The organism is Streptomyces sp. PL-29 (genome assembly GCF_058344425.1).
On the sequence record NZ_CP136996.1, the window covers coordinates 2,152,460 to 2,170,058 of the forward strand.

17 protein-coding genes are annotated in these 17,599 nt (G+C 72.7%); 7 read left to right on the plus strand and 10 right to left on the minus strand.

Annotated elements, in window-relative coordinates; translation table 11 throughout:
* Positions 1-9 precede the first annotated feature (9 nt).
* On the plus strand, positions 10-258 hold the full coding sequence (locus tag R4Z63_RS09915; protein ID WP_030657054.1) for an acyl carrier protein: 249 nt from the start codon (positions 10-12) through the stop codon (positions 256-258).
* A 79-nt stretch (positions 259-337) separates the two neighbouring features.
* The gene (gene fabF, locus R4Z63_RS09920; protein WP_037923996.1) at positions 338-1,603 is read left to right on the plus strand and encodes a beta-ketoacyl-ACP synthase II; all 1,266 of its coding nucleotides are present in this window, start codon (positions 338-340) and stop codon (positions 1,601-1,603) included.
* Between the two features lie 146 nt (positions 1,604-1,749).
* Here the strand turns inward: fabF and R4Z63_RS09925 are convergent, their stop codons facing one another.
* A complete protein-coding gene (locus R4Z63_RS09925; RefSeq protein WP_037923994.1) occupies positions 1,750-2,244 on the minus strand; it encodes a DUF3145 domain-containing protein in 495 nt (164 codons plus the stop codon).
* A 249-nt stretch (positions 2,245-2,493) separates the two neighbouring features.
* Between R4Z63_RS09925 and R4Z63_RS09930 the strand changes: the two genes are divergently transcribed.
* Complete coding sequence (locus R4Z63_RS09930) at positions 2,494-3,390, plus strand: SGNH/GDSL hydrolase family protein (protein WP_384448687.1); 897 nt, start codon at positions 2,494-2,496, stop codon at positions 3,388-3,390.
* A gap of 87 nt (positions 3,391-3,477) precedes the next feature.
* Here the strand turns inward: R4Z63_RS09930 and R4Z63_RS09935 are convergent, their stop codons facing one another.
* Positions 3,478-5,955, minus strand: coding sequence for a beta-glucosidase family protein (locus R4Z63_RS09935; protein ID WP_384448690.1), 2,478 nt, complete (start codon positions 5,953-5,955; stop codon positions 3,478-3,480).
* 174 nt (positions 5,956-6,129) lie between these two features.
* On the opposite strand from R4Z63_RS09935, the gene R4Z63_RS09940 reads away from it, so the two are divergent.
* On the plus strand, positions 6,130-6,735 hold the full coding sequence (locus tag R4Z63_RS09940; RefSeq protein ID WP_384448820.1) for a TetR/AcrR family transcriptional regulator: 606 nt from the start codon (positions 6,130-6,132) through the stop codon (positions 6,733-6,735).
* On the opposite strand, the gene R4Z63_RS09945 is transcribed toward R4Z63_RS09940, so the two are convergent.
* Positions 6,732-7,055, minus strand: a complete 324-nt coding sequence (locus R4Z63_RS09945; protein ID WP_037923987.1) for a putative quinol monooxygenase — start codon at positions 7,053-7,055, stop codon at positions 6,732-6,734. The two genes, R4Z63_RS09940 and R4Z63_RS09945, sit on opposite strands and share 4 nt — an antisense overlap.
* Before the next feature lie 9 nt (positions 7,056-7,064).
* Positions 7,065-7,910 carry an NAD(P)-dependent oxidoreductase gene (locus R4Z63_RS09950; RefSeq protein WP_384448693.1) on the minus strand — a complete coding sequence of 282 codons (846 nt, stop codon included), beginning with the start codon at positions 7,908-7,910 and terminating at the stop codon, positions 7,065-7,067.
* A 58-nt stretch (positions 7,911-7,968) separates the two neighbouring features.
* Between R4Z63_RS09950 and R4Z63_RS09955 the strand changes: the two genes are divergently transcribed.
* Positions 7,969-8,880, plus strand: coding sequence for a LysR family transcriptional regulator (locus tag R4Z63_RS09955; RefSeq protein ID WP_491522530.1), 912 nt, complete (start codon positions 7,969-7,971; stop codon positions 8,878-8,880).
* A 165-nt stretch (positions 8,881-9,045) separates the two neighbouring features.
* On the opposite strand, the gene R4Z63_RS09960 is transcribed toward R4Z63_RS09955, so the two are convergent.
* The 5 genes from R4Z63_RS09960 to R4Z63_RS09980 form a co-directional block, all read right to left on the minus strand.
* On the minus strand, positions 9,046-10,626 hold the full coding sequence (locus R4Z63_RS09960) for a DUF2142 domain-containing protein (protein WP_384448699.1): 1,581 nt from the start codon (positions 10,624-10,626) through the stop codon (positions 9,046-9,048).
* Positions 10,627-10,640: 14 nt separating this feature from the next.
* A complete protein-coding gene (locus R4Z63_RS09965; protein ID WP_384448702.1) occupies positions 10,641-12,332 on the minus strand; it encodes a hypothetical protein in 1,692 nt (563 codons plus the stop codon).
* Between the two features lie 367 nt (positions 12,333-12,699).
* The gene (locus R4Z63_RS09970) at positions 12,700-13,500 is read right to left on the minus strand and encodes an EI24 domain-containing protein (protein WP_384448705.1); all 801 of its coding nucleotides are present in this window, start codon (positions 13,498-13,500) and stop codon (positions 12,700-12,702) included.
* A gap of 65 nt (positions 13,501-13,565) precedes the next feature.
* Positions 13,566-13,988, minus strand: coding sequence for an organic hydroperoxide resistance protein (locus tag R4Z63_RS09975; protein WP_037923971.1), 423 nt, complete (start codon positions 13,986-13,988; stop codon positions 13,566-13,568).
* Between the two features lie 65 nt (positions 13,989-14,053).
* Complete coding sequence (locus R4Z63_RS09980; RefSeq protein ID WP_384448708.1) at positions 14,054-15,076, minus strand: NADP-dependent oxidoreductase; 1,023 nt, start codon at positions 15,074-15,076, stop codon at positions 14,054-14,056.
* 95 nt (positions 15,077-15,171) lie between these two features.
* Between R4Z63_RS09980 and R4Z63_RS09985 the strand changes: the two genes are divergently transcribed.
* Positions 15,172-15,594: a MarR family winged helix-turn-helix transcriptional regulator gene (locus R4Z63_RS09985; protein WP_037923966.1), complete on the plus strand. Its 423-nt coding sequence runs from the start codon at positions 15,172-15,174 to the stop codon at positions 15,592-15,594.
* Positions 15,595-16,006: 412 nt separating this feature from the next.
* Positions 16,007-16,567: a hypothetical protein gene (locus tag R4Z63_RS09990; protein WP_384448713.1), complete on the plus strand. Its 561-nt coding sequence runs from the start codon at positions 16,007-16,009 to the stop codon at positions 16,565-16,567.
* A gap of 81 nt (positions 16,568-16,648) precedes the next feature.
* Here R4Z63_RS09990 and R4Z63_RS09995 read toward each other — a convergent pair whose 3' ends face one another.
* On the minus strand, positions 16,649-17,398 hold the full coding sequence (locus tag R4Z63_RS09995) for an esterase/lipase family protein (protein ID WP_384448716.1): 750 nt from the start codon (positions 17,396-17,398) through the stop codon (positions 16,649-16,651).
* Positions 17,399-17,599: the final 201 nt, after the last annotated feature.

The following is a 17,599-nucleotide window of genomic DNA, read 5'->3' on the forward strand; positions in this document are numbered from 1 at the left end:
GAGCGCCACATGGCCGCCACGCAGCAGGAGATCGTCGAGGGCCTCGCCGAGATCGTCAACGAGATCGCGGGCATCCCGGTCGAGGACGTCGAGATCGACAAGTCCTTCACCGACGACCTGGACGTCGACTCCCTGTCCATGGTCGAGGTCGTCGTCGCCGCCGAAGAGCGCTTCGACGTCAAGATCCCGGACGAGGACGTCAAGAACCTCAAGACGGTCGGCGACGCCGCGGACTACATCCTGAAGCACCAGGCCTGAGCCTGACGAGCGTTTGTCGCCACCCGGCGGTGGCGCCGTGACAATTCAGCACCCTCTGAGACGTGGAGAAAGAATTCCTGTGAGCCCGACCAATCGCACCGTGGTCGTCACCGGTATCGGCGCAACCACTCCGCTGGGTGGCGACAGCGCTTCGACCTGGGAAGGTCTGCTCGCCGGCCGCTCCGGCGTCAAGCCCCTGGAGGGCGAGCGCTTCGCCGAACTCCCGGTACGCATCGCCGCTCCGGTAGCCGTGGACCCCAGTGAGGTCCTGCCCCGGCCGCTGGCCCGCAAGCTGGACCGCTCGGCGCAGTTCGCCGTGATCGCGGCCCGCGAGGCGTGGGCCGACGCCGGCTACACCGCTCCGGCGGGCGAGGACGAGTCCGTCGCGCCCGACCGCCTGGGCACCGTGATCGCCTCCGGCATCGGCGGTGTCACCACTCTGCTCGACCAGTACGACGTACTGAAGGAAAAGGGCGTGCGCCGGGTCTCCCCGCACACGGTCCCCATGCTCATGCCGAACGGCCCGTCGGCCAACGTCGGCCTGGAGGTCAACGCCCAGGCGGGCGTGCACACTCCGGTCAGCGCCTGCGCGTCCGGCGCCGAGGCCATCGGCTACGCCGTCGAGATGATCCGCACCGGCCGCGCCGACGTGGTCGTCGCGGGCGGCACCGAAGCGGCGATCCACCCGCTGCCGATCGCCGCCTTCGCCAACATGATGGCGATGTCGAAGAACAACGAGAGCCCCCAGACTGCCTCCCGGCCCTACGACAAGGCCCGTGACGGCTTCGTCCTGGGCGAGGGCGCGGGCGTCGTCATCCTGGAGTCCGCCGAGCACGCCGCGAAGCGCGGTGCCCGGGTCTACTGCGAGGTGCTGGGCCAGGGCCTGTCCGCGGACAGCCACCACATCGCGCAGCCGGAGCCGACCGGCCGCGGCGTCGCGGCCGCGGTGCAGAACCTGCTCGACAACACGGGTCTCGACCCGGCCGAGCTGGTCCACGTCAATGCGCACGCCACGTCCACCCCGCAGGGTGACACGGCGGAGATCAAGGCCCTGCGCAAGGTCCTCGGCGACGACCTCGACCACATCGCGATCTCCGCGACCAAGTCGATGACCGGTCACCTGCTGGGCGGCGCCGGCGGTATCGAGACCGTGGCCACCGTGCTGGCGCTGTACCACCGCATCGCTCCGCCGACGATCAACGTCGACGCGCTGGACGACGACATCGACGCGGACATCGTCGTGGGCGAGCCGCGCAAGCTGCCGGCCGACGGCCCGATCTCCGCGATCAACAACTCCTTCGGCTTCGGCGGCCACAACGTCACCCTGGCGTTCCGCACCGTCTAGTACGTCCGAGCCGGCGCCGCCCGCCGCGGCGGTTGCCGGCCGATGGTCGCGGTGCTCGCCGTCCGAGCACCGCGAAAGGCCCACCCGGTTGATTCCGGGTGGGCCTTTCGCGTCGGACGGAGCGGGTCAGGGGGCCGGGGCAGGGGTCAGACCACCTGGTGGAGCCAGCGGACGGGCGCGCCCTCGCCCGCGTGGCGGAAGGGTTCCAGTTCGTCGTCCCACCGCTTGCCGAGCAGTTCGGCGATCTCCGCCTCCAGATCGGTCTCACCGCGGACGGACCGGGCCAGCGCGGCGCGCAGCCGGTCCTCCGGGATCAGGATGTCGCCGTGCAGGCCGGTGACGGCGTGGAAGATGCCGAGCTCCGGTGTGGAGCTGTAGCGCTCGCCCTCGGCGGTCGGACAGGGCTCCGAGGTCACCTCGAAGCGCAGCAGGTGCCAGCCGCGCAGCGCGGAGGCGAGTTTCGAAGCGGTGCCCGCTTCGGCCCGCCAGGAGAACTCGGCTCTCCAGGTGCCCGGGGAGGCGGGCTGCCTGATCCAGTCGAGGTTCACCCGCACCCCGAGCACGCCCGCTACGGCCCATTCCACGTGCGGGCAGAGCGCGCGCGGTGCGGAATGCACGTACAGAACTCCACGTGTCGTCACCGGGACCTCCAGTGGTGGACGAGGTCGGGAATAAACTCCAGAAAACGGACAGTTTGTGACGTGATGTAATGTAACGGAAATTATTTGACATTGCGCAACGGGACCTGCGGCCGAAACGCCACGGGAAAAAGCTACCGTGCGCCAGGGGTCCCGGTGTGACGTACGGTCGCTCCGGGGCCGGTAAACACAGAGCTTTCACTCAGCAGGACCCCCTGGACGGCACGGGGGCGACAAGGAGGGGTCGTTCCCATGCGCAGGACCGCAGCACGCTGCCGCGCGCGCCGCACCCTCGCGGGCGCGGGCGCGACGGTCGCGGTGCTGGCCGGGGCTCTGACGGGGTGCCAGTCGGGCGGGTCGGCCGACCCGGGCGAGGGCGGATCGCGGTCCGCCCCCCGGTGGAACACGGCACCCACCTCGATCGCAGCCACGGGGGACTCCATCACGCGTGGTTTCGACGCCTGTTCGGTCCTCGCCGACTGCCCCGAGGTCTCCTGGGCCACCGGCAGCGACCCCGCCGTCCGCTCCCTCGCCGCCCGGCTGCTCGGGGAGGCCGCGGTGCCCGAGCGCAGCTGGAACTACGCGGTGACCGGCTCGCGCATGGCGGACTTGCCGGCCCAGCTGACCTCCGCCGCCGCGCACAGGCCCGACCTGGTCACGGTGATGGTGGGGTCGAACGACGCCTGCCGGCCCACTGCTTCGTCGATGACCCCGGTGGCGGAGTTCCGGTCCGGCTTCGAGCAGGCCATGACACAGCTGCGGGCCGCGTCCCCGGCCACCCAGGTGTACGTCTCCAGCGTGCCCGACCTGCAGCGGCTGTGGGAGCAGGGCAAGGACCTCCCGATGGTGCGGCAGGTCTGGAAGCTGGGCATCTGCCAGTCGATGCTCGCCGATCCGCTGTCGCCGGCCGCGGCTGCCACGGCCAGGCGCGAGCAGGTGCGGGCACGGGTCGTGGAGTACAACGAGGTACTGCGCGAGGTATGCGGCCGGGACGCCCTGTGCCGCTACGACGGCGGCGCGGTGTTCCGGTACCCCTTCGCGGCCGAGCAGTTGAGTCGCTGGGACTGGTTCCACCCGGGCAAGGACGGGCAGGCGCGGCTGGCGGAACTGGCGCACCGCCAGGTGACGGCGGCCGAACCGCCGCGCTGACCCTCCGGTGCGCGCAGGGTCCGGGGGCGGGAGTCAGGGCCCGCCCCCGGACCGGCTTTCAGGGGTGATTTCCGGCCATCCGGCGTGTCATGCGATGTCGAGCACCGTCGTGAGCCGCGTGTCGCCGTGCGCGTGGCTCACGCGGACCTCGTAGGCGCCGCCGATCCGCCGCCAGCCGCGGGCCTCCTCGTCCCAGATCTCGAAGGCCCGGGCGGGCAGCGGGATCTCGGTCTCGACGCTCTCGCCGGGGCCCGCTGCGACGCTCGCGAAGCCGGCGAGCCAGCTCGCCGGACGCTCCGGCGTCGTGTTCTGCGCGCCACCGGAGGCGGTGGCGACGGGCGCCAGGTAGACCTGGACGACCTCGCGGCCGGGCCGCGAGCCGGTGTTGGTGACGCGGACCCGTACGGAGTCGGCGGTGGCCTCCAGGGACTCGTACGCCCAGTCGGTGTAGCCGAGGCCGTGGCCGAAGGGGTAGGCGGGAGCGACGCCGTGCTTCTCGTAGGCCCGGTACCCGATGAACAGGCCCTCGACGTACTCCAGGCGCCCGTCGGTGGGGACGACCTCGGTGACGGGCGCGTCCGCCAGCCGCGCGGGCCAGGTGGTGGGCAGCCGGCCGCCCGGCTCGGCCTCCCCGAGGAGTACGTCGGCCAGTGCGGCCCCGCCCTCCTGCCCGGGGAACCAGGTCAGCAGGACGGCGGCGACGTCCTCGCGCCACGGGAGTTCCACCGGGGAGCCGGCGTTGACGACCACCACGGTGCGGGGGTTGGCGGCGGCGACGGCCCGCACCAGGTCGTCCTGGCGGCCCGGGAGGGCGAGGTCGCCGCGGTCGAAGCCCTCCGACTCCACGCGCTCGGTGGTGGCGACGACCACGACGGCGGTGTCGGCGGCGCGGGCGGCCGCCACCGCCTCGGCGATCAGCTCGTCGGGGTCGCGCCGCGGGCCGAGGTGGAGCAGGGAGAACATGACGGCCTTGAGCGGCATGGCGGTCATGTCGGGGACCCGGTAGGTCAGCGACACCTCCACGGGCTCGCCCTCGGCGAGGGTGACGCGGGCCCGCTCGCTGGGCGCCCCAAAGAAGGCCTCGAAGGGGTCGGCCTCGTCGCCCATCTCCTGAACGCCGCTCCAGAGCCGCCGGCCGCCCACCGCGAGGGAGAAGGCGCCGAGTCCGCGGGTGCCGAAGGTGTGCTCGCCGCTCTCGCGCGGTACGAACGTGCCGCGGACCTCGATGCTGGCCATCGTCGCGTACGTGGCGCCCGCGGGCAGGTCGTCGCCGATCCACTGGACCTGGCCGGTGGGCAGGCGGCCCTCGCCGAGGATCGCCCCGGAGGCGTCCCGGCACACGGCGACGAGCTCGAATCCCTGGTCCGCGGGGGTGGGTTCCTCGGAGGGGTCGGCTCCGACGGCGTAGGTCAGGGCCCCCGCCGGGAGGGCCGCGGCCAGTCCGTCGAGGGGGGAGACGACGCGTTCGGGGAAGACGGTGGCGCTGCCGCCGCCGAGCACCCGGGCGTCGCGCGCGGCGGCCCCGAGGAGGGCGACGGTGCGCCCGGAGGAGGCGTCCAGCGGCAGGGCGCCGTCCTCGTTGCGCACGAGGACGAAACCGCGGGTGGCGAGTTCCCGGGCCAGCGCCTGTCCGTCGACCGGGGCCGGGGCGGTCTCGACGACGGCCGGGGCGCCCTCCAGCGCTCCGACCCGGGCGGCCAGGCGCAGGACGTTGCGCACGGCGTCGTCGACGGCGGACTCGGGCACCTCCCCGGCGCGGACGGCCTCGGCGAGGGCGGGACCGTAGACGGTGGCTGGGCCGGGCATGGCCACGTCCATGCCGCCCGTGATGTCGCCGGTGGTGGAGCGGGCGGCCATCCAGTCGGAGATGTTGCAACCGTCGAAGCCCCACTCACCGCGCAGGACCTCGTTCACCAGGTGACGGTGCTCGGTCATCGTCGTGCCGTTGACCTGGTTGTAGGCGGTCATGACGCCCCACGGGCGGGCGCCCTCGACGATGGCCTCGAAGGGCGCCAGGTAGAGCTCGCGCAGCGGGCGCGGGGCGATGACACTGTCGACGGTGAACCGCTCGGTCTCGGCGTCGTTGCCGACGAAGTGTTTGACGGTGGTGCCGACGCCGCCGTCCTGGACGCCGCTGACATAGCCGCTGCCGACGGCCCCGGTGAGGTACGGGTCCTCGGAGTAGCACTCGAAGTGCCGGCCGCCCAGCGGCGAGCGGTGCAGGTTGACGGTGGGCGCGAGCAGGACGTGGACGCCCTTGCGGCGGGCCTCCTGGGCGAGGAGCCGGCCCGCTCGGCGGGCGAGCTCGGGGTCCCAGGCGGCGGCGAGGGATGTCGGGGACGGCAGGGCGAGGGACGGGTCGTCGGCCGTCCAGCGCACACCGCGGACCCCGACGGGCCCGTCGGACATGACCAGGGACTGAAGCCCGATGGCGGGGATCGCGGGCAGGGACCACATGTCCTGACCCGCCAGGAGCAGGGTCTTGGTGTCGAGGTCGAGCGTGCCGAGCGCCGCCTCCACGGCGGCGTCCCGTATCTGATCGCGGACCTGATCGGCATCGGTCACGGCCGTGCCTCCTCGTCGAGAGCGTGCGGTTGCGCGGTGCGGCGCTGTGCGGAGCCCCATCGTGGACCTGCTACCTGGCAAGCGGTAGGGTTCGTTATGTTTTCGTAATTTCAGAATGCCGTACCGTCCTCCTACGGTCCCGCCGAGGAAGTGGACGGAAGGGGTGCCATGGCCATGGCCAGGGCGAGGAGTGAGGAGCGCCGCGGGGAGATCGTCCGCGCCGCCGTCGAGGTGATCGCGGAGCGCGGATACCGGGGGGCGTCCCTGGGCACGGTCGCCGAGCGCGTGGGCCTGACCCAGCAGGGACTGCTGCACTACTTCCCGACCAAGGAGGCGCTGCTCGTCGCCGTGCTGGAGGAGCGCGACCGCTGGGACACCGGCGGCGGCTCGCGTGCCGCGGCGGACACCTGGCGCCTGGACCTGCTGGCCTCCCTGGTGGACTACAACGCGATGCGCCCGGGCATCGTGCAGACCTTCTCGGCACTGCTGGGCGAGAGCGTCACTGACGGGCACCCGGCCCGGGAGTTCTTCACCGAGCGCTACGCCCAGGTCCGCGGGGAGATGGCGGCGGTACTGCGCGCCGAGTTCGGCGACCGCCTGCCCTCGGGGCTCACCCCGGAGCAGGCGGCCCCGCTGCTGACGGCGGTCATGGACGGCCTGCAGTACCAGTGGCTGCTGGCCCCCGAGTCCGTGGACATGCCAGCCGCCTTCCGCGCCTTCCTGACCCTGCTGCGGGGCGGCCCCGACGCCCGGGGCGCGTCCGCGACCTCACCGCACTAGTCGATCAGGAGCTCGCCCATCCCGCTCCAGCCGGTCGCCCCCTCGATGGTGGTGCTGACGATCTCGGGCGTACGGGTCAGCATCGGCCGCATGGTCTCCAGCGCGGCGCTGAAGTGCGCGGAGTTGACGTGCGCTTCGGCGGCGTCGTCCTGGAAGGCCTCCACCAGGACGTAGCTGTTCGGCTCCTCCAGGCTGCGCGACCACTCGAACCAGAGGTTGCCCGGTTCGGCGCGGGTGGCACGGGTGAAGGGCGCGACCTTGTCGGGCCACGCGTCGACGTATTCGGGCTTGACGGAGAATTTCACCACAATGAAGATCACACCGGCATTTTATGCACGCTGATTCGCACCGCGGGCGAACTCCTGCGCCACCGGCCGGGGGCGCAGGGCGGAGAGGTCACGGTCCGCGAGGTCCGGGCGCGACGCCAGCGCGGCGCGCACCGACTCCAAGACCGGCAGCGGCGCGTGGGCCGCGGCCAGGGCCACGTCCTTCGCGGCCAGGGCGACCGGGAAGTACGCGGTGTCGGCATAGGCCCGGGCCACCGCGCCCGCCAGCGGTCCGCGGGCCAGTTGGGCGCGGACCAGTTCCTCCGGCAGCCTCAGGGCCCCGCCCAGCCGCAGCGCCTCGGCCACCAGGGCCACCCCGCCGACCGCCGCGTTGATCAGCACCAGCTTCAGTGCCGCGCCGGAACCGGCCGGGCCGCACACGGTGACCTCGCCGAGGGCTTCGAGGACCTGTCGGACCGGGCCCGGCAACGGGTCACCGCCCGCCAGGACCCACAACTCCCCCGCCGCCGCCCGGTCGACGCTCCCCATCACGGGCGCGTCGGTCAGCGTCACCCCCGCCGGCAGCCGCCCGGCGAGCTCCCCCACCGCCTCCGGACCGACCGTCGAGGCGTCGATCCAGTGGACCCCGGGGCGCAGGGCGGGGAGCACGCCCTCCGCCACGGCCCGCAGCGCCGCCGGATCGGCCAGCATCGTGATGACGAGGTCCGCGTCGCGGACGGCCTCGGCGGGTGTCGCCGCGGACTGCGCGCCGGCCCGCGCGAGCGGCCACGCCTTCTGCGGCGTCCGGTTCCACACCGTCAGCCCGTAGCCCAGGGACAGCAGGTGACGGGCCATCGGGGCGCCCATGTGACCGAGGCCGAGGAATGCGATCTGGTGCGTTGTGTCCATGCCCACGACGCTAGGCGCGGGCCATCCATGCGACAAGCGAATGTCTAGCATGGCTGACATGCCGACACCGCACAGCTTGTACGAGGTCTTCCTGCGCGTGGCCCGCCTGGCCTCCTTCACCGCCGCCGCCCGATCCCTGGGCTACACCCAGTCCGCCGTCTCCCGGCAGATCCAGACCCTGGAGGACGAGTGGGGCGCCGCTCTCTTCGACCGCCTTCCGCGCGGCGTCCGCCTCACCGAGGCCGGCCGCGTCCTGCTCCCGCACGCCGAGGCCGTCGGCGAACGCCTGCGGACCGCCCGCGCCGAGCTCGACGCGCTGCGCACCCTGGGCGCCGGACGGCTGCGGATCGGCTCCTTCTCCACCGCGGACGCCGCGCTGCTGCCGCGTGCGCTGGCGGCTTTCCTGGCCCGCCACCCCGCCGTCACGGTCACCCGTACCGAGGGGCCGTCCGCCAAGCACCTCGCCCTCCTCGCAACCGGGGAGCTGGACCTCGCCGTCGTCGCCGAGACCTCCGGGCGGCCGCCCCGGGACTGCACCCCGCACCACCTGCTCGACGAGGGGATGTACGTGGCCCTGCCGGCCGGCCACCGACTGGCCGGCCGGGCCGGGGTGCGGCTCGCCGACCTGGCCGACGAGGAGTGGATCGCCGCCGGCACCCGCCCCGAGGAGACCCTCATGCACTCCGCGCTGGCGGGCGGATTCCGCCCCCGTACCGGCTTCGTCGCCGCCGACTGGATCGCCAAGCAAGGCTTCGTCGCGGCCGGGCTCGGCATCACCCTCGTCCCGGCGCTCGCCGCCTCCTCGGGTCCGGCCCGACCTGGCGCTGGTCCCGCTGCTGCACCCGGACGACACCCCACGCCGCGGGGTCTACGCGGCCACCCCGCGCGGGGCCGCCCCCTCACCGGCCGCCGCGGCCCTGCTGACCCTGCTGAAGGAGGCCGCGGACGGATGGGCGTCCTGAGCCGGTGAAGATCGCCGCAGCACATTCGCGCCCCGGCCGCGGCCGCTCCGCCGTGTACGCGCCGGGCGGCACGCGGCCGGCCGAAGCGGATGACCGCACGGCCCCGGTGGTGAGCGCCCCGATCGTCCCAGCGGTCCGACGGGGGCACCGGTCGGGGCGGTTCAGAGGGTGGGTCAGGCCGGCTCGGGCACGGGCCGGCGACGGTCCGGACGCGGGGCGTCGAGGTCCGGCAGCGCCGCGGCCCCGCGGTCGGGCAGCAGGGCGGGCAGCAGCACGGCGAAGGCCGCCACCGCGTACACGCAGGTCCACAGGACCCAGCCGCCGGGCGGGGCCCAGTGCGCCGAGGTGGCCACCCACGACCCCTTGGTGCCGACGGCGAACCGGCGCAGCGTCCAGTAGAAGGCGGCCAGGTCGGCCAGTGCGAGGGCGGCGACGGACAGGCCCACCAGGCGCCGCCACGGCAGGCCCCGGTCGGGAGCGCGCGTGGCACAGACGGCCACGGCCATCAGCGGCAGGCCGACGGCGAAGGGCAGCAGGTAGCGGCCCTGCCACACCATGCCGATCCGCTCTGCCTGCGAGGCCTGCGCGACCACCGGCACCATCACGACGGCGGCCAGCATGCCGAGCATCGCCACGACCTCGCGTGCGCGGCCGTGGACGAGTGCCAGCACGACGACGGTGGCGAGCACGGCCATCCACACCAGGTACATGAGGGCCGGGGCAGGGGTGTCCAGCCAGCCGAAGAAGCCAAGCATCTGCTTGATGTAGACCTCGGTATTGCCGAGGGTCTTCTTCGCGGCGACGCCCGTGGTCAGCGAGTCGGGAATGTCGATCTTCGAGTTGTCGGGGTGCCTCGCCGCCCAGAGCAGGGCGCCCGCCGTCGCCAGGCCCAGCAGGGCGGTCCAGAGCCACAGGGCCTTGCGGCGCAGCACCTGGCCCAGCAGTCCGCGCCGCTGTGTCAGGAACAGGCAGAAGACGACCGCCCCGCCGAACCAGATCAGTCCGAGTGGCCGGATGTTGATCAGCACCAGGCCGCCGATGCCGAGCCGGGCCAGTCTGCGGTTCAGCCGCGCGGGGTCCGGCGACAGGACGATCGACAGCAGGGCCGTCCACACCAGGATCCCGGCGGCGATCTCGCCCCCGCTGGGGTTGACCATGCCGGACATGTAGAGCGTCATGGGCGTGGCCGCGGCGAACACGCCCAGCATCGCCAGCGAGCGCCGCCGCCATTCGGCGGCCGTGACCACGGCACTGGCCAGCAGCGCCGAGCAGAGCAGCGCCGACATGAAGCGCATGAGATACAGCCCCTTGGGGCCGTCGATGAGCAGGCTCGGCCAGCCGGTCACCAGGTAGTAGCCGGGGTGGTAGCGGCCTGCGGCCGTGGTGGCCTGCGCCGTCTTCTCGGAGGTGCCGAGCGGCGGCGCGCAGGACGCGGGCTGTGCCTCCCGCCACGAGTAGCACTCGTGCACCGTGGGCAGCTGGCGGTACCACTCCGGGAGCTGCACCCCGGTCTCGGCGAAGTGCCCCTCGATGCCGGCCACCGTGTGCGGGACCATCACCTCGGTTCCGCCGATCTGGCCCCTGGCCACGGCGGCGGCGCGGATGAAGTGGGCGTGCTCGTCGGGGGAGCTGCCCAGGGGGCTGGCGGCCGCCCACGAGCCCGTGAGGGTGAAGAACAGCGCGAACGAGAGTAGCCAGAGCCGCTTGGGCGTCCTGGCCGACCAGTCGGCCAGCCGCGTCAGGGCGGAGGTCATCGGTCTCCTGGAAGTCATCGGATGAAGCCGAGCCAGCTCTGGTCGCCGTCCTTGGAACACGTCCCGCCGGGCGCGTACTTCGGGCAGCTGCCGTCCTGTTCCGTGATGGTGTGCGACACCCAGGGCAGGATCCGGTACGTGTTCTCCTTGACCGGCATGTAGCGGTCGGCCATCGAGGAGGAGACGGTGCCGAGGAGCAGCAGCAGGGCGCACAGGGCCCCGATCACTGCGCCCTCGCGCGCGGGGAAGCCGGTGCCCGCCCCGGGTGGCGTGGTGTGCGCGGGCTCCGATTGCGCTCCGGGCAGCGACCGGCGCGCGGCCATCCGCAGCGAGACCAGGTGGACCACCAGCGCGCACAGCAGCAGCCCACAGTAGAGCAGCTGGTTGTTCGTGCGGGTGTAGAGCTGGACGGTCTGCGTCTCGTACATGTGCGAGGCGATGTACATGCGCATCACCCACGCGCTGATGAACATGGCGGCGATGGTGACCACCATCGGCTTGCGGATGCCCAGCCAGATCGCGGCGCCGAGGCCGACGAAGGTGACCAGGGCGAACAGTCCGACGCCACCGTACTCGCCGGGCAGCGGCCACTCGCCGACCTTGCCGGGCATGTCCGTGCGCCACATCAGGTAGTACGCCGGGTCGGTGAAGTTGTCGAACCGGAAGTTGTAGTCCTTGGTGGTCTGCCCCTCGGTCAGCATGACCATGAGGTAGCGGCCGGCGACCACGAGGAACGCCGCCAGGCTGGCGCCGAGGAAGGCCACGCCCTTGATCCGGCCGAGCCGGCCCTCCCTCCACGGGAAGTACAGCAGCGCGGCGAACAGCACGCCCGCCGCGCTCCACAGGAACCAGCCCGAGTAGGTGAGGAACATGACGCCGAGCAGCGCGCCGAAGCCGGCGCCCTTGAGCAGGAGCGGCCGCCAGCCCTGGGTGCCGCTGCGGCTGAGCGAGACCACCATCGCCACGAGGACCGGGACCAGTACGACGAGGACGGTCTGGCTATAGGGCTTGTAGGCGTCGATCAGCGCGAAGGCGGGGGCCACGCCGAAGGCGAGGGCCCGGAGCGGGCCGAGCAGCATGCGCCAGCACAGGTAGACCAGCGGTCCGAAGGCCGCGGCGCCGAGGATCTGGAGGTCCTTGAAGGCGTATGCGGTGTTGCCGCCGCGGAACCACTCGGCGTAGTAGCCGAGGGTGTAGAGCGGGGCCGGCGGGTACACGGGGGAACCGGAGGGGCGGCCGTTGGCCACGGCCTGGGCCCACTCGACGATGCGGCCGCTGTCGCCGTTGAGGCCGAACATCGGCCAGGGCGTCCCGTGGAGGGCGACGACGGCACCGGCGGCGACGAAGCCGCTGGCCAGACCGGCGAGGGCGGCGGAGGCGAACCGGGTGGCGAGGTCGAAGTGCCGGCCCTTGCGCAGCCGCACGGCCAGTGCCACCGCGCCCACGAAGACCAGACCGAGGAGAGCGAACCGCAGCTGGATCGCGGCGAGGCCGCTGACCTGCGCGATTCGGTCCAGGGGGTTGAGCTTGAAGCCGCGGGCGAGCAGCGGGAGCACCAGCGCCGCGGCGAACGCGACGAGTGCCTCGATGAGCAGGAGCCCACCGCGTGAGCCGACGCCCCGCCGGGCGGCCGGTATCGAGCGGGCGGGCGCGGCCGGTCCGCCCGGGGGCAGCACGGTCGCCGGGCCCTCGGTACTGACTGTCACTGCTCTGTATCCCTACTGCTGGTCGGTCCTCGGCCCGGTGGCCGGTCGTGGCTCCGCAAGCCGCTGCACGACTCCGGCCCCCCGCCGAAGCTCCGAACCGGGGCGAACTCAAGGGCAGTGAGAGACAGCCTTGGCACTTGCTGCCCTGCATCCTACGGGCCCGCCCCGGGCGGGCGGGGGTGGGTGGCCGATCACCGGCCCGCTACGCCGGGTCCGGCAGCAGGTGCCGGGCACCCCAGGCGCCGAGCGGTTCCAGGGCCGCATTCAGGTCCTGGCCGAGCGCGGTCAGGGAGTACCCCACGGCGGGGAGGACGCGGCGGGGGCCCTGCTGCTGCTGAAGGAGCGGTAGGAACCGGCGACGCGGTGGTTACGGGAACGCCGGCGGCGGCGGTCCGAAGCCGGCCGGTGCGGCCTCGGCGGCGGGGGTCTTGTCGGTGCGCGTCAGGTCGCGGGCCATCAGCGTGGCCCCCGCCACCGCGCCCGGCATCAGGAGCACCGCGACGAGCGGCACCAGGAACGCCAGCACCAGCGGCACTCCGAAGCCCAGCGCCAGCAGCCGCCGCGAACGCAGCAGCACCAGCCGCTCGGGCAGCTCCATCGTGCGGCGCTGGAGGGCCACGGAGGTGAGCTCCTGGGTCAGGAAGTAACCGGAGACGCAGAACCCGAGTACCGGGACGACCGTCTGGCCGATCACCGGGACGAAGCCGAGGGCGAAGAGCAGAATGCCGTACAACGCCACCCGCCCGAGGACCTTCACACTGTCCCGAGCCGAGATCCACAGCTCCCGCCAGAGCGGGAGGCCGGACTGCGGGACGTCGCCGCCCTCGCTGCGGTCGACCTGCTCCGAGAGCGACTCGTAGAAGGGCTGGCCGATCAGCAGGGTGACGGCGGTGAAGGTGATCACCGCGAGGAAGAGCCCGAGGCAGAACAGCAGGGCGGTGAGGAAGCCGCGGAAGAGGCCGAGCCACGGGGCGGACCAGTCGTCGGCGAAGTGGGTCGCCCAGGCGGTCAGGTCGTCGGCGCCGTAGCCGAGCCCGACGAGGGCGCCGAGGTAGAGGGCGAAGGAGACGAGCCCGGGCAGCAGACCGAAGCCCAGCCACCGGCCGTGCCGCAACACCCATCGCTGTCCGGACAGCAGATACCGGAAGCCCCCCGCAAGATCGTGCATGGCGTCAGTCTACGGCGAAGGCCGCACCCCGATCGGGGTGCGGCCTTCAGGGTGCGGCTGCCGGATCAGACGGCGAGCTCGACGGTGATGTTGCCGCGGGTGGCCTTGGAGTAGGGGCAGACCTGGTGGGCCTTCTCGATGAGCTCCTTGGCGGTGGCGGCGTCCACGTTCGGGATCACGGCGGAGATCTTGACGATCAGGCCGAAGCCCTCGTCGTTCTTGCCGATGCCGACCTCGGCGGTGACCGTGGAGCCCGAGATGTCGGCGTTCACGTTCTTGGCGACGACGCCGAGGGCGCCCTGGAAGCAGGCGCTGTAGCCGGCGGCGAAGAGCTGCTCCGGGTTGGTGCCGGCACCGGAGCCACCGAGCTCCTTGGGCGGGTTCACGACGACGTCGAGCTGGCCGTCGTTGGTGGCGACGCGACCGTCACGGCCGTTCTCGGCGGTGGCCACGGCGGTGTACGCGACGTCGGACTGCTGGATGGACATGAAGAATGTTCCTCCTGGTAATCGCCGCGACTCGCGCCCACGGTCACGACGGTCGTGGGGTGAGCCTAGCCGGTGAAGGAAACGATCATCTTTCCGGTGTTCTCTCCGCGGAGCATGCCGAGGAAGGCCGCGGCGGCGTTCTCGACGCCCTCGACGACGGTCTCGTCGTAGCGCAGCTCACCGGAGCGCAGCCAGCCGGCCACGTCCTGGACGAACTGCTGCTGGAGTCCGGCGTGGTCGTTGACGAGGATGCCCTGGAGCCGCAGCCGCTTGCCGATGACCTGCATCAGGTTGCGCGGGCCGGGGGCGGCCTCGGTGTCGTTGTAGTGGGCGATCGCGCCGCACAGAGTGGCGCGGCCGTTCACGTTCATGGAGGAGATGGCGGCCTCCAGGTGGTCGCCGCCGACGTTGTCGAAGTAGACGTCGACGCCTTCGGGGGCGGCGGCGCGCAGCTGCTCGGCGACGGGGCCGTTCTTGTAGTTGAAGGCGGCGTCGAAGCCGTACTTCTCCGTGAGGAGCGTCACCTTCTCGTCCGAGCCGGCGGAGCCGATCACCCGGGACGCGCCCCTGATCTTCGCGAACTGGCCGACGAGGCCGCCGACCGCGCCCGCGGCACCGGAGACGAAGACGGAGTCGCCCTCGGCGAAGGAAGCGACCTCGAAGAGCCCGGCGTAGGCGGTCAGGCCCGGCATGCCGAGGACGCCGAGGTAGGCGGAGAGCGGGGCGAGGGAGGCGTCGATCTTGGTGGCGTGCTCCGCGTCGAGCTCCGCGTACTCGCGCCACCCCAGGCCGTGCAGGACGTGGTCGCCGACGGCGAAGCCCTCGGCGCCGGAGGCGACGACCTCGCCGACCGCGCCGCCGTCCATCGGGCGGTCGAGCTGGAAGGGCGGAATGTAGGACTTCACGTCGTTCATCCGGCCGCGCATGTAGGGGTCTACGGACATGTGCAGGTTGCGGACGAGGATCCGGCCGGCGGCGGGCTCGGCGTCGACAGGCACCTCACGCAGGGCGAAGTCCTCGGCGACGGGCCAGCCCTGGGGGCGACGGACGAGGTGCCACTCGCGGCTCACGGCGGGAATCTCAGACATTGCGGCGCTCCTGGTCAGAACGAATTGCTTCACTAGGTGAAACAACCATGCGCCTGGATATTTCATGTTGTCAAGTAAACGGGTACGCTGGATCCATGCCCAGTCGTCGTGTAGACCCAGTGACCGTCGAGGTCGTCGAACTCATCGGTGACGTCGTGAGCCGGTACCACATGGAATACGAGCACGCGGCCGCCAGCCATCAGCTGACCGGCGCCCAGGCCAAGGTGCTCAACCTGCTCTCCCTGGAACCGACGCCCATGCGCCGCATCGCGCAGAAGCTCCGGTGCGAGCCCTCGAACGTGACGGGCATCATCGACCGGCTGGAGGGCCGCGGCCTGGTGGAGCGCCGCCCCGACCCCGCCGACCGGCGGGTCAAGCTGGCCGCCCCCACCGAAGAGGGGCTGCGGACGGCGGAGCGGCTGCGCGAATCGCTGGACTTCGCGCGCGAGCCGCTGGCCGGCCTGTCCCCGGCCGAGCGAGCCGTACTGCGGGACCTGCTCAAGCGGATGCTGGCCTGATCGGGCCGGTCCCGGACGCGGGATCACATACCGCGGATCACGAACAGAAGATCCAGAACACACAGCTCCTGGTCGGCTCGGGCGCGGGCGGCGGGACCGGGAGCGGCGCCTCGGTGGCTCCGGTGGCGCTGGTGGCGCCCTGCCAGGGCGTGCCCGTTCCGGACGCCAGGACGGAGGGCCCCCGCCCGACGGTGGTCGGCGGCGGGCCCGACAGGGTCGGAGCGGGGGGTGAGCACGGTGCGGCGGCGGCACGCGCCCCGGCGGCGGGCGTTCCGCAGCCGGCGCACGCCAGCGCGCCGTTGAGGTGCCTCCGGCAGGCGCGGCAAGGGTTCATGACGCCCGCAGGCTACGCGCCGCACGGCGGCAGCCGGTTCCCGCGACGGTAAGGATCCTGTGTGGAATCGTTCCCCCCATGACACCCTTCGGGTCGAACGCGTTCCAGTTGGTGCTGTTGCGGCGGATGGCCGACTTCCAGCCCGACCTCGCCGACGAGGCCCGCCGCCGGCTGGGCGCCTCGCTCGCGGACCAGCGGGAGGCGAACAGGCACTGGCAGGCGATGGTGCGCTCGCCGCGCTCCCGCGGAGCGCTGGCCCGGTACCGCTCGGTGCTCGGGCCGCCGGAGTCCGCCGGGCGCCGCACGATCGGCGACCTGGAGTGCGAGGCCCTGCTGTGGCTGCTGCCGCTCTGGCCGGACTTGCGCTTCGAGGTGCTGGCCGCGCCGGACGGGGCGGTGTGGAACGAGTGGCTGGTGCGGGCCCCGGGGGCGCGGGGGCCCGTACTCCGGTCACCGGACGACCTGCTGCCCTGGTCGGCGACCGTGGACGAGGTGGCGCGGGCCTTCGCGCCGGTGCGGCCGATGGAGGGAACCGCGCCGACCCGCTGGCGCCTCGCCTTCACCGCGCAGGGACGGGCGTGCGTGGCGGAGTTCACCCACGGCCTGCTCCAGCGCGTCGGCCCCCGGACGTCCCAGTAGGCCCTGTCCGGCGGATCGGGGGCGGGCCCGGCCGCGGTCCGGCGGGCGGCCGGCGCCGTTCGCCGCACCTCGGCTCGACGCCTACGAGGCGAGGAAGGCCCGCACTCCGGCCGAGGTGCTGTCGTCGCCGAGCAGGTCGTTGTGCTTCAGGCAGCCGACCGGCGTGTTGGCGGCCCCCTCCAGCGGCACGCTGTCGTCGGGGTTGATCACCTCGTCGCAGTGCGACCAGAAGGTCGCGTACTTCACGGTGCCCGGGGTGGGGTCCCCGTCGCCCAGGCGCCTCACCACGTACGACCCGGGGGTCATGTCGCGGCAGGCCTGGTCCCACAGGGCGCAGGCCCACGCGGTGGAGGTACCGCGGTTGGGGCCGGCCAGCGAGACCCAGTGGTCCACGGTGGCCGTGCCCCCGCCGAACCTGACGTACCAGCGGCTGACCAGCGAACCGAAGGAGTGCGCCACGATGTCGACCCTGGCGGCGCCGGTCTCCCGGCGGACCTGCTCGACATAGGCGCCGAGCCGCCCGGCGAGCACCTCGTTGACGGACTGGTGGGTGTCGTAGCCGAAAGAGAAGAGCTCCGCATCGGTGTAGCCGTCGGCACGCAGATCGGCACGGAGGGACCCCCAGACACCCGGGTCGGCGTTGTACCCGTGCACGAGGACCACCGGGCTGCGCGGTGATGCCCGGTCAGCGGCGGGAGCCGGGGCCCGGTCGGAGGCACGGGCGGCGGCGGGAGCCGGGGCCCGGTCGGAGGCACGGGCGGCGGCGGGCGCCGCGAGCGACGCCAGGCAGAGCGTCAGGAGCGCGGCCAAGGCCTGTCGGGCCGTCAGCATCGGTTCCCCCTTACCTTGTTACGCGCGAGTAGCGCGTGCGGTGCCGGCATGGTGCTGCCTGTCGGTACAGAAATCCACCCCCTTGCAGGCGCGACACACCCACGGCCGGAGCATTCCAACGGGCGGATAGCCCTAAATGCCCGAGATGATAGGACAAGCGACCGGCACCTCCGCCGGTCCTCTTGCGTCAGCGCTCTCGGG